The 16162-nt window shown below is 44.6% G+C and carries 10 protein-coding genes; 6 read left to right on the forward strand and 4 right to left on the reverse strand.

Features of this window, described 5'->3' with window-relative positions; translation table 11 throughout:
* Positions 1-90 precede the first annotated feature (90 nt).
* Positions 91-5418, forward strand: coding sequence for a YDG domain-containing protein (locus tag ABTQ23_RS11865; RefSeq protein WP_408615948.1), 5328 nt, complete (start codon positions 91-93; stop codon positions 5416-5418).
* A 13-nt stretch (positions 5419-5431) separates the two neighbouring features.
* Entirely contained in the window at positions 5432-7066 is a 1635-nt protein-coding gene (locus ABTQ23_RS11870; protein WP_408615949.1) for a ShlB/FhaC/HecB family hemolysin secretion/activation protein, read from the forward strand.
* A 64-nt stretch (positions 7067-7130) separates the two neighbouring features.
* Here ABTQ23_RS11870 and ABTQ23_RS11875 read toward each other — a convergent pair whose 3' ends face one another.
* Both ABTQ23_RS11875 and ABTQ23_RS11880 read right to left on the reverse strand, forming a co-directional pair.
* Complete coding sequence (locus tag ABTQ23_RS11875; RefSeq protein ID WP_408615950.1) at positions 7131-8051, reverse strand: EamA family transporter; 921 nt, start codon at positions 8049-8051, stop codon at positions 7131-7133.
* 136 nt (positions 8052-8187) lie between these two features.
* Positions 8188-8613 carry a hypothetical protein gene (locus ABTQ23_RS11880; RefSeq protein WP_408615951.1) on the reverse strand — a complete coding sequence of 142 codons (426 nt, stop codon included), beginning with the start codon at positions 8611-8613 and terminating at the stop codon, positions 8188-8190.
* A 185-nt stretch (positions 8614-8798) separates the two neighbouring features.
* Here ABTQ23_RS11880 and ABTQ23_RS11885 point away from each other — a divergent pair, with 185 nt between their 5' ends.
* Together ABTQ23_RS11885 and ABTQ23_RS11890 are read left to right on the forward strand one after the other, a co-directional pair.
* Positions 8799-9524, forward strand: coding sequence for a response regulator (locus ABTQ23_RS11885; protein ID WP_408615952.1), 726 nt, complete (start codon positions 8799-8801; stop codon positions 9522-9524).
* Entirely contained in the window at positions 9517-11016 is a 1500-nt protein-coding gene (locus ABTQ23_RS11890) for a sensor histidine kinase (protein ID WP_408615953.1), read from the forward strand. Before ABTQ23_RS11885 ends, ABTQ23_RS11890 begins: the two co-directional genes overlap by 8 nt.
* A gap of 12 nt (positions 11017-11028) precedes the next feature.
* Here the strand turns inward: ABTQ23_RS11890 and ABTQ23_RS11895 are convergent, their stop codons facing one another.
* Positions 11029-12027 carry a D-isomer specific 2-hydroxyacid dehydrogenase family protein gene (locus tag ABTQ23_RS11895; RefSeq protein WP_408615954.1) on the reverse strand — a complete coding sequence of 333 codons (999 nt, stop codon included), beginning with the start codon at positions 12025-12027 and terminating at the stop codon, positions 11029-11031.
* A gap of 379 nt (positions 12028-12406) precedes the next feature.
* Between ABTQ23_RS11895 and ABTQ23_RS11900 the strand changes: the two genes are divergently transcribed.
* Both ABTQ23_RS11900 and ABTQ23_RS11905 read left to right on the forward strand, forming a co-directional pair.
* Positions 12407-13753 carry a glycoside hydrolase family 28 protein gene (locus tag ABTQ23_RS11900; protein WP_408615955.1) on the forward strand — a complete coding sequence of 449 codons (1347 nt, stop codon included), beginning with the start codon at positions 12407-12409 and terminating at the stop codon, positions 13751-13753.
* A gap of 477 nt (positions 13754-14230) precedes the next feature.
* On the forward strand, positions 14231-15169 hold the full coding sequence (locus tag ABTQ23_RS11905; RefSeq protein ID WP_408615956.1) for a helix-turn-helix domain-containing protein: 939 nt from the start codon (positions 14231-14233) through the stop codon (positions 15167-15169).
* Positions 15170-15268: 99 nt separating this feature from the next.
* Here the strand turns inward: ABTQ23_RS11905 and ABTQ23_RS11910 are convergent, their stop codons facing one another.
* The gene (locus ABTQ23_RS11910; protein WP_408615957.1) at positions 15269-16135 is read right to left on the reverse strand and encodes an arginase family protein; all 867 of its coding nucleotides are present in this window, start codon (positions 16133-16135) and stop codon (positions 15269-15271) included.
* Positions 16136-16162 lie beyond the last annotated feature (27 nt).

Below are 16162 nucleotides of genomic sequence, written 5' to 3' on the forward strand. Positions count from 1 at the left end.
AAACTGATTTTTAACCTAAACTATCGAAAATTTTATTTAACTACTCATTTTTGTTTGTTTACCCGAAAGGGATGATTGGGAGTAAAAGCTGTGAATCATATCTATCGTACCATCTGGAATGCGGCTCGACAGGTTTGGCAAGTCGCAGGGGAGCTAGGTTCTCGTCGGGTAAAAAATACAAAGAAGTCGGTAGTTAAAATTGCCGCAGGGAGCTTAATTCTAGTCTCAGCCAATGTATTGGCAGAATTACCCACAGGCGGACAAGTTGTCTCAGGCCAAGGGACTATCGCCAGCACAGATTCAACCATGACAATTAACCAATCCAGTCAAAATATGGTCGTTAACTGGAATAGCTTCTCAATCGGTCAGAATAATCAAGTTCAGTTCGTGCAACCAAGCTCCTCCTCGGCAGTTTTAAACCGAGTGACAGGTTCAGAAGTATCATCTATTCGGGGTCAGCTAAGTGCCAATGGGCGCGTTTTTCTAATTAACCCCAATGGCGTGTCTTTTTCTAAGGACGCGCAAGTTAACGTTGGCGCCTTAGTAACCTCCACTTTGGGCATTTCTGACAAAGACTTCATGGCGGGTAATTACACATTTTCTGGTGGCAGTGCCAATGCGGTCATAAACCAAGGCAATATTACCACCGCTGAAGGTGGCTACGTGGCAATGATCGCAGCGAAGATTATCAATACCGGCAATATAACAACGCCCAAAGGCGCAACCCTGATGGGCGCAGGTTCCACCGTCACATTAGATATGGGTGGCACAGTTAAAATTGAAGTCAAACAGTCACTGCTAGACACCTACATTGAGCAAGGTGGCGTTGTAAAAGCTAACGGCGGGTTAATCTATTTAACCGCAAAAGCGGCTGATGCACTTTCCACCAGCGTCATTAATCACACTGGTATTTCACAGGCGCAAACCTTAAGCAGCACAGAAACAGGTGAAATTGTCTTACTCGGTGATATGCAAAACGGCCAAGTCAATGTTGCCGGGACACTGGATGCTAGCGCGCCAAATCAAGGCGATGGCGGTTTTATTGAGACCTCTGCTGCCAATGTGCAGATAAGCGCCGACACCACGGTAACCACCCTTGCCAACGAAGGGCAAACAGGTCAATGGCTGATTGACCCGACTGACTTTACCATTAATGAAGGCAGTGGTTCGCTTTCTACTAGCAGTATTGGTGCGGACACTTTATCAAGTAATCTGGCAACGACAGATGTTACATTAGCAACGGTTAGCGATGGTAGTGACGATGGCGACATCAATGTCGATGCAGCGGTTTCATGGGACGCCGATACAACATTAACACTCAACGCCTATAACGATATCAATATTAATGCAGCAATTACCGCCTCGGGTGACAGCGCTGGTTTAGCGCTTAACTATGGTGGCTATATTCAAAATAGCGGCACCGTTACCAGCGATACTGATTATAATATCGGAGCTCCTGTAACGCTCTCTGGTGACAATGCGACATTGAGCATTAATGGCCAATCTTACACTTTAATTCACACGCTAACGCAGGCAAGCCAGTATCTTTCAGCATCCTCTTATGGCTACTATGCGCTGGCTGAAGGTTTAGATCTTAGTGGAAATACCTTCTCCAATTCGGTTATTTCTTCGCTAAATGGCACCGTAACTGGTCTGGGCCATACGGTAAGCAATATGACTATCTCAGCGGGAAATCAATCCAATGTTGGGCTTTTTGGTACGGTTCAATCTGGATCGGTGGTTCGGGATTTAGGCGTCACCGATAGCTCTGTTTCAGGTTATCAAATTACCGGTTTATTAATTGGTGAAAACCACGGCATTGTTCATAACGTTTACGCCACAGGCACAGCAGCGGCTCGTTATAAAGTCGGTGGATTAATAGGTTACAACTATGGCAGTGTGGATCAGGCTTTTGTCGTAGGCACGGTTTACACCACTTTAGACTATGGCAGTGATATTGGTGGTCTAGTGGGCTCTAATAGCGGCACTCTCACTAACGTTTACACCGATACCACCACGACAGTGAATTTTAATAACGCTGGCGGCATTGCCGGTTATAACGCAGGGACGATTGATTACGCTTATGCTGCAGGAAGCACCATTGCAACCCAGAGTCAGGGCACTGCTGCGGGCATTTCCTATAATGGAACAGCCACCAACAGTTACTACGCGACGACCGATGTCGATGGCGAATCGATTAACACGGGAACAAGTACCGGCACAGGCAAAACATATGAAGAACTCGGCCAGCAGAGCACTTACTCGGGTTGGGATTCATCCATCTGGACATTTACCAGCGCGCAAGGCAGCGCAGTGGCAGGCTATGGTCTAGGCGCTCTGCCCTATTTAACCAATTTGACCCCTGACAGTTATATCAACAATGTCACACTGTTTGAGGCAGGCTTTGGCACCGAAGCGAACCCTTATCAAATCACCAGTTGGTCACAGCTACAAAATATTAATGACAGTGACATTATCTCGTCTGGATATTCTTTTGAGTTAGAAAATGACTTAGATAGCTCATCGACTGGATATGATCTTTATGCCAGCAGCAGTGCCAATAGTGGTGAAGGATGGGACGCTCTCGGCACTGTGAGTGACAACTTCATCGGTAGCTTCGACGGACAAAACTACACGATTTCAGACCTTACTATTAATCGCCCAGATAACATTTATTTGGGGTTATTTGGCTACATTAATGACTCCGCCAGTGTTCAGAATATTGCCTTGGATAACGTATCTATTACAGGTGGTTTTGAATATTTGGGAGGACTTACGGGTTACAATGCAGGCACCATCACTAACGCATCGACCAGTGGCTCGATTACAGCAGGAAGCACAGCTGATGTGATAAATGCAGGATTTGGTGGCTTAGCGGGAGGCAACATTGGCACGATTAGCGATAGTCACTCGTCGGTGACCATTGATACCAATGCCTCTTATATCGGAGGACTCGTTGGCTACAATATTACCGGTGGCTCAATTTCAACCAGTTATGCTACAGGGAACATCACCAGCACCGGTTTTGATATTGGTGGGCTTGTCGGCCGCAGTTACGGCTCCATTGATCAATCTTATGCCACTGGCGATGTAATCGGCGCAAGTACCGTGGGTGGATTAGCGGGCCGAGCAAGTGGCACCATTAGTAACTCCTATGCAACGGGTAGTGTTACTGGTGTGAGTGCAGACGCGAACTCTATCGTCAGTGATCCAGGTTACGATATTGGTGGGCTCGTAGGTCGAAACTACCAAGGAGATATCTCTAATTCTTATGCTCTGGGCAGTGTATCAGGGACAAGCGATGTTGGAGGGCTGGTCGGCATTAACGTAGACGGTTCTGAAACCGTGACGAATAGCTATTATGCAACGACCAATGCTCAAGGCGTGGCCATTGATAGCAGTTATGATTCAACTATCGGCCAAGGATACAGCTATAGTGATTTACTCAACGCATCAACCTACGCCAACTGGGACATTTCTGGCACGGGTGGGGATAGTACTATCTGGCGTATCTATGATGGCTACACCACGCCTTTATTGAGAACATTTTTAACAGCAGCCACTTTAAGTACCAGTGATTCATCGTTAACACAGGTATATAACGGCTCAACAGAGCTGACAGCGGCTATTTCAACCAGTTGGTCCACAGCTGATAGCTCAACCTTTGATTCAACATTAGTCGATGGGGAACTAACCCTCGATGAGAAAAATGCCGGATCTCGCTCTTTAGTTAACGACTATTATTCAACTCAGCAAGGCTACGACATTATCACTGGTTCGAGTATTGATAATGTAACTGTTCAGGTCACTCAAAAAGCGCTTAGCTCCGTCTCTGGCATCACCGCTGATGATAAAGTCTATGATGGCACTACAGCTGCAACGTTAGATACCACAGCCGTCAGCTTTAACGGCATAATTTCAGGTGATGATCTAACCGTTGGCTCCGCCACTAGCAACTTTAGTGACAAAAATGTAGCCACCAATAAAACGGTTTCAATCAGCAGCATTAGCTTAAGCGGCACGGATGCAGGCAACTATACGCTTGTCGATGACACCGCATCGACCACTGCATCCATTAGTGCTAAAGCGCTGAGCTCTGTCTCTGGCATCAGCGCTGATGATAAAGTCTATGATGGCACTACAGCTGCAACGTTAGATACCACAGCTGCAAGCTTTAACGGCATGATCACAGGTGATGATTTAACCGTTGCCTCGGCCAGTGGCAGTTTCAGTGATAAAAATGTCGCCACCAATAAAACGGTTTCAATCAGCGGCATTAGCTTAAGCGGCACGGATGCAAGCAACTATACCTTGAGCGATGACACAGCATCGACTACTGCATCTATTAGCGCCAAAGCCCTGAGCTCTGTCTCTGGCATCACCGCTGATGATAAAGTCTATGATGGCACTACAGCTGCAACGTTAGATACCACAGCTGCAAGCTTTAACGGCATGATCACAGGTGATGATTTAACCATTGCCTCAGCCAGTGGCAACTTTAGTGACAAAAATGTCGCCACCAATAAAACGGTTTCAATCAGTGACATTAGCTTAAGCGGCACGGATGCGGGCAACTATACGCTTGTCGATGACACCGCATCGACCACTGCATCCATTAGTGCTAAAGCGCTGAGCTCGGTCTCTGGCATCACCGCCGCTGATAAAGTCTATGATGGCACTACAGCTGCAACGTTAGATACCACAGCAGCTAGCTTTAATGGCATGATCACAGGTGATGATTTAACCGTTGCTTCGGCCAGTGGCAGTTTCAGTGATAAAAATGTAGCCACCAATAAAACGGTTTCAATCAGTGGCATTAGCTTAAGCGGCAGCGATATCGGCAACTATACGTTAAGCTCAAATGTCGCCACCACAACGGCGGATATTACCGCTCGACCAGTCACGGTCAGTGCTGATGATCAAAGTAAAGATGTGGGCGACACAGACCCAATATTCACCTATCAAACCAGTTGCGGCAGTTTTAGCAGCAATTGTGGACTCGTGGCTGGCGAGTCGTTAACAGGTGACTTAACGCGAGATAGTGGCGAAAGCGCCGGAACTTATGCAATTACTCAAGGCACATTGACCAATAGCAATAATCCTAACTATAACCTGAGCTATCAAGCGGGTTCATTGGTCATTAATCCGCTTGAGTCAACAGCGCTAACTGTGCCACGGTCGGTCATTATTACCCGGACAGTTTTGGAACAGCCTCGCACGAATGTGACGACCAATTCTGTGACAGACTCATATACCAATACATTGCTTAACGAAAATGAGTCACAAATGAGTGTTGAGTATATTTCAAGTGTGAATGATATCCCTAAAGCGCACTCAAATCGCTCACCACTTTATGTTGTAGATGGCGGATTACTGTTACCAGCACTACAGTTAAACAATCAATCGGTCGAAAATTAAGGGAAAAATATACATGGACCGTCTTAGCAAATCGTTTCCTTATTTTTTAGTATTAATGGCCTCTGGCGCAGCAATCGCTGCGCCAGCAGTGCCTCCCGATGCGGGGTTAATCTATCAGCAACAACAAGCTCACGAGAATAATGCTCCGCCATCATCACAGTTACCGTTAGATTTAAAAGGACAATCGCTTGGCAAAGCTCAGCAAGGAGGAACCAAAGTTGTATTGAAAAAAGTAAATTTTACTGGCAATACAATTTATTCGGATGAGCAATTACAAAAAGTCATCGGTTCTGTCAAAGGAAAGTCATTTGATTTAGCAGGCCTTCGAAATTTGGCTAATCAGGTCAGTCAGTATTATCGAAAACACGGCTATAGTTTTGCCACAGCACTGCTGCCTGCACAAAAATTAAGCTCAGGCGAACTAACAATTCAAGTTGTTGAAGGTCAGTATGGCCAAGTTACCATCAAGGGTAACGACGCTGCTATAAATAAAGCGATTAGCCCCTACTTGAGCACACTAAAAAGTGGCGAGGTGATTGAATCATCCTCACTTGAACGCCAGTTATTGCTGATTAAAGATCTGCCTGGCATCGATGCAACACCTGTTTTAAAACCCGGAGCACAAACTGGCCGAGGTGATCTCGATGTCGAAGTTGACCCCCAACAACGTGTTCGAGCCCTCATTGGCGGCGATAACTATGGCAGTCGCTATTCGGGTGAATATCGGCTACGAGCCGCTTTAAGTGCCAATCATCTATTTAAAGTTGGCGATGAATTAAGTTTATCTGGCTCTTATTCAAATGAAGACACCTGGCTAGGTGGTATCAACTACGTGCTCCCCGTAGGCTACGATGGACTAAAAGCGAACGTAGGCTATTCACACACCGATTACCAGTTAGGACACGGCTTTGAAGGCTATACCGGGACGGCCGATATCTATGCGGCAGGGGTCAGTTATCCGGCCATCCGCTCGCAAAACTCGAATCTGTCACTGAGCGCAACCTTTCAATACAAACGTCTTGATGATGATGCCTTATCAGTTTACGACAAAACAGCACATAGCCAGAGCGTTCCGCTGACAATCAACTTTGACCGTCGTGACGCACTGTTAGGCGGGGGTATCACTTGGGGTCAATTGACACTGACACCGGGCAAAATCAAGGTTGCACAAACCGACACAGACTCAGAGCGAAGTGGTTTTACAAAATGGGATCTTGAGCTTTCAAGAATACAAAATGTGGGCGCAGGATTTAATCTCTACGCACATATGCGCGGCCAGTGGGTCGATCACGATACAATCGATGGTTCAGAAAGCTTCTATCTAGGAGGGCCAGATGGAGTCCGTGCCTATCCAGTGGGTGAAGGCTCTGATGCCAGAGGCGTATTGGGGCAGGTTGAACTGCGCTATCAAAAGTTACCTTATGGATTAAGCCCTTACCTTTTTGTTGATAGCGGCTATACACCCAATGGTGGCATTGATACCGGTGACAGTCGCCATTTAACCGGCGCAGGTGTTGGACTTCGCGCCAATTACCAAGGATTTAGTGTAACCACCGCAGTGGCTTGGAAAGTTGATGGTGGTAACGCGCTCTCTGATGATGAGCAGCGCAATCCTCGATTTTGGGTTAGCGCAGGTTATCAATTTTAAGCCCAATAGAAACTCGCATTAAGGAGTGTTTTCACACACTCCTTTTTTATTGCTTTGTTTTTATTTAATCGCGATCAGATAAAACGGGTTGCGTATGTTTTATGGCCTGCATTAAGCGTGGGGCAAACATATTGATGACCAACGCGATGGCAATGATGACGCCGCCGATAAGCTGATGAATATTCATCTTTTCACCTAGTAACAAAAAAGCACTCACCAAACCAAATACTGGCACAAGTAACGACAGCGGCGCAACTTGAGAGGTTTCATAACGGCTTAATAAAAAGCTCCAGCCACCGTAACCGACGATTGTGGCTAAAAATGACAGATAAGCGATTGAGAAAATATTATGCCAAGCAATATGCACCAGCGCTTGAACAATGGTCGCAGGGCCATCGAATAACAGCGATGACAGAGCAAACGCGGCGGTTGGCACCAATGCACTCCAGACAATGAGCGACATCGTAGGCGTTGGATGGTTACGCATAATCACTTTATTGGCGATATTTCCCATCGCCCATGATGATGCCCCACCGATACTCAATGCTAACGCAAAGACCGAAACGCTCTGAGCACTAGGACCTTGTGCGACAGCCAGCATAAAAATACCAACGGCGGCTAATATAATTGCCACAATATTATGCAGCTTAATTTTCTCTTTTAAGAGCAGAGCACCTAACACAATCGTCACGAATGCCTGCACCTGAATAATCAGCGATGCTAACCCCGCAGGGAGCCCAATTTTTAAGGCCCAGAACAACAGTGCGAATTGCCCAAAACTAATCGTGATGCCATAGATAAATAACCATTTAAATGGCACCGGGGGACGCTTTACAAAAAAGATCGCTGGGAAAGCGACAAAGAAAAAGCGTAAAAAAGCCAATAAAAGAGATGGCATACCTTCAAGGCCGACTTTGATAACCACAAAATTCACGCCCCAGATCAGCACAATACACAGTGCCAATAGTTTGTCCCGCAGTAACATCAATTATCCTTTAAACATCCTGTAATGCTCTATCATTATGGGCAAATGAGTGAACGTCAATGGATTTCTGATGCACTATTTAATCGCTGATAAAATACAATTCCGTTAGCTCTGTTTCATGCAACTGATTTAACGCTTAATTTGCCTGTTGTGCAGCGTTATTACTCGTATTGTTTTGTTGATACCAACCCATGCCACCAGATTGACCCATCATATTTGACCTCATACGCGAGTATTGCCCATTGGCATTCGAGTTTTGATAGCCCTGCATATGCCAGCCCATATGAGAATTGCCCATCCCATAGCCCATTTGCGCGCCACGAGACCCCATGCTCATCATCGAATTTTGTCTGCCCAAACAAAATTCACGCATCTGACTCATCCACTGTTGCATCTGCTGATAGTAATGATTCATTGGCGCTGCATTTTGATATCCCGGTGCTGCATTGCCAGCAGTAGTATTGGCGTAGTATTGACTCGCGTTGTTATGCCAATGCGCATAAGCACCGACAGATACAACTAAAGTAGTTACAATAAGAGCCGCTTTGGTAAAAGTTTTCATGGTTTGTCCCCTTCATCACATTCGTTTGTCTACAGGACTATTACAGCAACTTTGAGCGTTGAATATGTGTCGCAACTACTTTGTTTTCTGACGAAGATTGACAAACAGAGTTTGTGACAAACTTTGACACACTTTTTAGTGCAAGCTGTATATAGTAACAAGGGTCAGTTTTCCAAGAGGTTGAAATGCAAAAGGCTTATCAGATACTTGTCGTTGACGATCACAAAGACATTCGAGACTTGCTGCAGCGATTTTTAAACCAGCATGGTCTTAGTGTTGCAACAGCAGCAGATGGCAATGAGATGTATGAGAAAATGGCCGCACAGCATTTTGACCTGCTCATCTTGGATTTAATGCTCCCAGGTAAAGATGGCATCACATTGTGTCGCGAGCTGCGTGCCAGCACGAACATGCCAATTATTATGCTGACCGCGCTTGGCGAAGATGTCGATCGTATCGTTGGATTAGAAGTGGGCGCGGATGATTATGTTGCCAAACCTTTTAATCCACGCGAATTGCTAGCTAGAATCAAATCAGTTTTACGGCGCCATTTTGCGATTCCCAATATTGAACAGCAGCTCAGCGCGAATCCAACGCATTATGAATTCTCAGACTGGAAACTCGACACGACCACTCGTGAACTACTCGACCCAGAAGGGACTTTGGTGCCACTGACTTCGAGCGAATTTACTATGTTGGCCGCATTTTTATCACACCCAAATGTGGTACTCAGCCGTGAAGACTTACTCAAATTAGTTCAAGGTCGAGGAGCCGATGTTTATGACCGCGCCATCGATACGCTCATTAGCAGACTTCGTAAAAAAATTGAAATCGATCCCAAACAACCTAAATTGATCAAAACCATTTGGGGCGGTGGCTACCAGTTTAGTTGTGAGGTCATGCATGGTTAAGTGGTATCAACGCCAGAAGCTGATCCATCAAATTGCATTGGTCATATTAGTTGGATTTGCCATCAGCTTTTTCTTAACGCTGTACTTACTTTCATACGATAAATCACAACGGATCCACCAATTATCAATCTCCGGTGCTTTGGCTCGAATTGTCTCGGTGAGTGAGACTCTCGAAAAGACACCGGATAATCTGCACGATTCGATTCTCTCGGCCAGTAGTAGCTCAGATTTACATTTATCACTGAGCGATTCACCGCGAATTAGTGCAAGTGATGGCGCATCTACCACTGCCTTACAGTTACTTAACGAGCTTCGCTCAAGCGGCATTCAGCAAGTGCGCCTTAGCTTTATCAATCAGCCCCAGCGGCCGATGATGAATCTCTCTGACCAACAGATGCAATCGATGCATCAATCGATGATGGGAAGGTACGATTCACCAAGACAGAGAAACTCAATGATGGGCAATAACGCCATGATGAGCGCCCCGCCCAGAACATCATCTAATTATCGTGCCAATCGCTACCATCGTTTTGCAACTTCAGCATATAGCGCGACGATTAACGGCTCAGTTCAGCTCAGTAACGGTCAATGGCTCAACTTTTCCTCGGGGGTTGAAAATAACATTACTCATTGGTCCACCAGCGTATTGATTGCGCTCATCGCAATGATGACTCTAACCATCTTGCTCTCGCTGGTGATCATTCACCGTGCCCTAAAACCAGTTCGCGAGCTTGGTAAAGCAGCGCAATCCTTTGCCACGAATAAGCAGGTCAGCGAGGTCAGTAATAATGCCCCGCTTGATTTAGCACCCACCATCAGTGCTTTTAACAACATGCAGCACCAAGTCACCGATTACATTAAGGAGCGGACTAAATTACTCGCCGCCATATCGCACGACTTGCGAACCCCGCTCACCAGCTTACGCTTGCGATTGGAGTTTATCGAAGAGAGCGAAGATAAACAGCAGATGCTCACCACACTTGCCACCATGGAAAAGATGCTCACTGAAACCATGCGGTTTGCTAAAAATGATGCACAAAAAGAGACGAGTCAAACCACCAATATTGACAGTCTGTTGCAAACGATTGTCGATGAATATGATGAAAAAGGCATCGCGATTCGTTATCCAGAACAAGCTGCTTTCACCGCATCGATTGCCCCATTAAGTGTGCGACGGATGGTTGAAAATCTGATTAACAACGCCATTCAATATGCAGGTAATGACGCCACAATTGAGCTTAATGCCCAAAAGCAAAATAGCCAACTCATCATCAGTGTTAGCGATGATGGGGTTGGGATCCCAAAAGAAAAGCTGGATGAAGTGATTAAGCCTTTTACCAGGCTTAATAAAGAGCGCGACACACAAAGCTCAAATGTCGGACTAGGGCTTTCAATTACGCAATCACTTGCAAGTGCCTATGGTGGGCGCTTGATTCTGGAACCCAATGAGCCACATGGGCTTAAAGCGACTATTACCATCGCTTTAAGCTAGGGGCTAAATTAATTAACTAATAATCAAAGGATTATCAATCTTATTGGCCATATCGAACAGACAATCGACCGTGCTCTGAGCCATTCCACGAATAGTTTGTTCAGTATAAAATGCCGTATGCGGCGTCAAAATAACATTGGGAAATGAGCGCAAAACAGCCATTTGCCTGTTCGCGATGCAATCATTGGAGCGGTCCAGATAATAAAGACCGACTTCATCTTCAAGCACATCAAGCGCTGCTCCAAACAGTTTGCCAGACTCTAATGCAGCAATGAGTGCATCGGTATCAATCAGCGTTCCGCGCGCCGTATTGACCACCACCGCCCCATCTTTCATTTGCGAAAAAGCAGTGGCATCCAGCAAATGATAATTTTCCTCAGTCGCTGGCGCATGCAGCGAGATAACATCACTTTGCTTAAGCAACGCATCAAGCGAGACATATTCACATTTATCTTTAATCGCATCATTTACGTATGGATCAAAGGCGAGAATGCGGCATCCAAAGGCACTTAAATGAGAAATCACCGTTTGCCCTATTTGACCCGTTCCAATAACGCCCACCGTAGAATCGCAAATACTACGCCCCATTTTATTCGGCAAAGAGAAATTTTGCAGGGCCGACTGCGCCATCAAATATGGCATTTTACGCAGGTTCATCATCATCAGCATAATGGCATAATCAGCCACAGCCTCGGGCGGATAACTAACATGCGAGACTTTCATCCCCAGTTCCCGAGTCTTATTAAGATCGATATGATCATAGCCAATTGATCGGGTCAAAATATAACGAATGCCATAGCTGTGAAATGCTTCTAGCAATTGCTCACTAACTTTGGTTGGCGTCAAACTCACAGCATCAAAGCCTTCCAACCAATGGGCGTTTTCTAGTGATGGAAAATCGGCGCTGGCGCTGTAACTAAAATGGCGTTCACGACTTAGGTCATCGAAATATTTCTTCTCATCATAATCTCGAAAGCTATAGAGAAACAGTTTCAGTGGCTGGTTAGTCATCCCTTCACCTCTAGTTTTATTATCTGAAAATTTTAATTTTATTAAATAAATTTAGCGATTAATGCTGATAAATATGTTCGCTCAAGTATCAAAACTCTAGTTTAACGCGTTAAAAGGTATAGGTTGATAGCGTTGTCTTACCAACATACCGGGTTGGCAATACAGATACCAATCCTTTGTTCCTCCAAAATCATCTGCTAAGGCTCCTAGTAAATGTCGGTTATTGGTAACTGATTAGATGAAATGATAAGTACATCACACAAACATAAAAATATTGATACAGCGTTTCAATTTATTTGATCTAAGTTGACTATCAATAACTGAGTAATTGCTAATTTGCTTTAAGGTCTATTTATCAAATTGTTAGAGGAGAATCTCGGTGGGGCATCGAAACTTAACACCTGTTGCATCCGTTTTATCAGCTTTATTACTGCTCCCATTTGTCGCTAAAGCTGCTACAAACGCCTGCGATCCAGCAAGCCATCATGCTGTTGCTGATGGTAAAACAGTCGTTACCAAACAATTACAACAAACCATTGATGCATGCAGCCAGCAAGGCGGCGGCATTGTTTCTTTACACAAAGGAACCTGGCTCAGTGGCCCCTTATCACTGAAAAATGGCGTGACTCTCAATCTTGAAAAAGGCAGCACACTGCTTGCTGATAACAGTGAAAAACTATTTAAACGAGCCTTTATTGGTTCCAAAGCACAAGCTGGTGAAGCCTTTATTTTAGCCAATCATGTCAGCAATGTTGGTGTAACAGGCAGCGGCACGGTGAATGGTTCAGGTAAAGAGCTATGGTGGCCAGAAGCCAAAAAAGTCTACCAAATTGTAAAAGTTCAGGGCAATAAAGAGTATTTTTTTAAACACTATCCAGGCATTCCTCTTGCCAATGGTGTGCCGCGGCCATGGTTGATTGAATTTAATGATGTCAATAACGGGCACTTCGGTGCAATACTGGCGACGAATTCTCCGATGTGGAACATTGTCCTGCGCAATAGCCAACATATTTCGTTTGATGGAACAAGAGTTAGAAATCCAGAAGACAGCTTTAATAGTGATGGTGTCGATGTGGTAGCTTCGCAACATATCACCATGAAACATCTGGATATCTCAACCGGTGATGATGATATTGCGATTAAATCAGGGCTTGCTAATGTGCCACTAATTGCCCACGCTAGCTCTGATATTGAAATCTCTGATTCCGTGATTCATGAAGGGCATGGGGTTTCAGTCGGTAGCGAAACGGCCAATGGGATAGGCAAAGTTTATATTCATGATGTGCGCTTTGATAAAACTTTGAACGGATTTCGCGTGAAATCAGCCCGTGATCGCGGCGCTCAAATCGGCCCAATCGTGGTAAATAACCTCAAAATGATTGATGTACAAACACCGATTTTATTTACCGAAAGTTATACGGGTCAATCTGGAGCAGCTGATGCACCACTACCAGCCATCAAAGCAGCGCCAATTACCAAAACCACCCCGTTTATTCACGATGTAAGCATCACCAACTTAGTCGCAGTCAATGCCAATATCGCCGGGATATTTAACGGGTTACCAGAATCACCCCTTAAAAACATTCAGCTCAAAGATATCGACATTCGCTCTAAACTTGGCATTAAAACAGCCTACGCGCAAATTAGCGCAGATAACCTCCATGTGAGTGCTCAGCAAGGCCAACCAATCAATCAAGGGCCAGGAACTGAACTAACTGCTAATTAAGAATTAAGTAATAACGTAAGTTGAGTTGATATAAAAAGTCTGGCAGCAAAACGCCGGACTTCTTTAATTTTGCTTAGCATAAGCATCGATCACTATGAGTGTCCGTATCACCCACAACATCGGCCATCATTTGCAGCTATTCACAAAGAGAGGGTTAAAGCGCTTAAAACTGTTAATGAAACTTCGCAAGCACATATAAATCAGTCAGTTAAATACATTGATTGCGCCAATATAGGGATGTTGCCTTTGATTAAGGCATTCGAGGTGATGGTATCGCACCAACATCAAGCAACCGTGCACCATATATAAACACAATTAAAACAAACGATAATTATTATCAATTCGACATAATTTCACTCTAATTTCTCATCTTAAAAAATATTATATTTCAGATGGTTATAGCTCCGTGATTATTCTCTTTCATTTCTATTTGCTAGGCCTGTTTTTTGCAGTTCTTGTTTGCGGAGGTGATTGTATATGAGCACTATTTTTTCAACTGATTCTCTTAACGGCAAAGATCGCTTTAACTACTGGAACGACGTAGTTTTTAAGTTATATGCGCCTTGCCTAGGAACCATTGAGGATCGGGATGACTTTCAAGCCACCACAACTGTTCAACAGTTTGGCAATACTGAATTAAGTCAGGTTAACTCTGATGGTATTCGCTATGATCGCCGTAAAGCAGACCTTAGAACTCGTCCTCAAGATGATATTTTTATCTCACAAATTATCGATGGCCAAGGTAGCTTTAGCCAAAACGATCAGCAACTTAAACATGAACAAGGCCAGATCCTCATCTATGATTCAGGCAAACCTTATAGTTTTGAATATAACCAGCGATATAAAGCGAGATTGCTTAGAATCCCGCGCCCTTTGATGCAAGCTAAATTAGATAACCTTGACCATATCGGTGGCACTTTAATTGTTCAAAACTCACTTTATGGTCGATTAATTAGCAATTTAATGGATGACTCCTCATATATTTCGACATCACAAGAGCTATCCCAAAACGATGATTTCATTTTGCCAACCCTTGAGATGATCACCACAGCTATTGAACGAGCGGTCACTCAGATGCGAGGCAATACGCCAACTGATGGGAGTAAACAATTACAAGAGGTTAAACGATATATTCGCGCCAATATTGGGGATGAAAACCTTAATCTTGAGCAGATAGCAATTGCGCATAATATGTCGGTTCGTACCTTAAGCCGATTGTTTGCTCAAATTGGACAAACCCCTCGAGGCTGGTTACAGGAGCAGCGATTATCAATGGCTTATGACGCACTCATTAATCGTCGTGTTAGCAATATTACCCAAGCTGCATTCACCTTCGGTTATAAAGATCTTTCCCACTTTAGTCGCACCTTTAAAAAGCGTTATGGCTATTCGCCTAAGACGATTATCCACTCTTAAACTCTTCTGTTTCGCACAAGTAATCGACTGATAAACACAAAATAAAAAAGGATAGCCAATAAGCTATCCTTTAAAATTTACGCGTTTTACCACTGAGAATTATGCGTTTCCAAGCAACGGTAATTTTTCCAACATTTGTTTTAGTCGCAGTGAATCCCATGGTAAATGTTCGGTGATCCCCATTCCGACCACTTTGGCTTGTGCACTTGCCAATGCCGTGACTTTAACGACATCAGCCATGGTGAGTTTACCTTGAGCAATGCCTGCAAACTCATCCTCAGCCGCATCAGGTTTGGTAAATAGTAAGGAGCCAAAATCAGCAATGCTTAAAACATCTAAGTCCAAATGGATAGCCAGATATTTAATCCCCTGCTCTTTAATCCACTGCTGAATCGAGCTGATTTGTGAGTGAATTTCTTCAGGGCGACAAATGCGCATCTGGCGCTGGGCTAAAAAGTTAGCCTCATAGTCATTTTCTTCATTGACCCCAGCATACATCACCTGGTCACTACTGATTGGTTTTTGCACAAACTGGGTTAAATCGGCATCCCCTTCGCCCATCAGTACCCGTAAAACGGATGCATGAGAGTGTTCAAACTCTTGAGAAGTCATGATATCAGGGTGGGCATCCACCCATAAGATACCTAATTCATGACCATATTTTTCGTGCAAATAAGCAAAAGGGACGAGATCAACAAGACAATCACCACCTAAAATTACCAGACTATCAGGCTGATGCTTGTCAATCAGTTCTCGCGTTTGCTGTAACTGCGGGATAATCTCACTGCGCCCAACGATCCCATTCTCATTTTCCAGATCGCTGGTTTCAACACATCTGACATCCACATTCTCAACTGGGCCGCTCGCTTGCGGTGCTAGCCAAGCCAGTAACTGCGCCCCAAAATGATAGGCAGGCATATCACCACCTTGCCATTGTGGAATGTTCAATCGTAATGTTTTAGACATAAAAAACCTCTCAAATTTGAATCAACG

The sequence above is a fragment of the Celerinatantimonas sediminis genome, assembly GCF_046054195.1.
GTDB lineage: Bacteria > Pseudomonadota > Gammaproteobacteria > Enterobacterales > Celerinatantimonadaceae > Celerinatantimonas.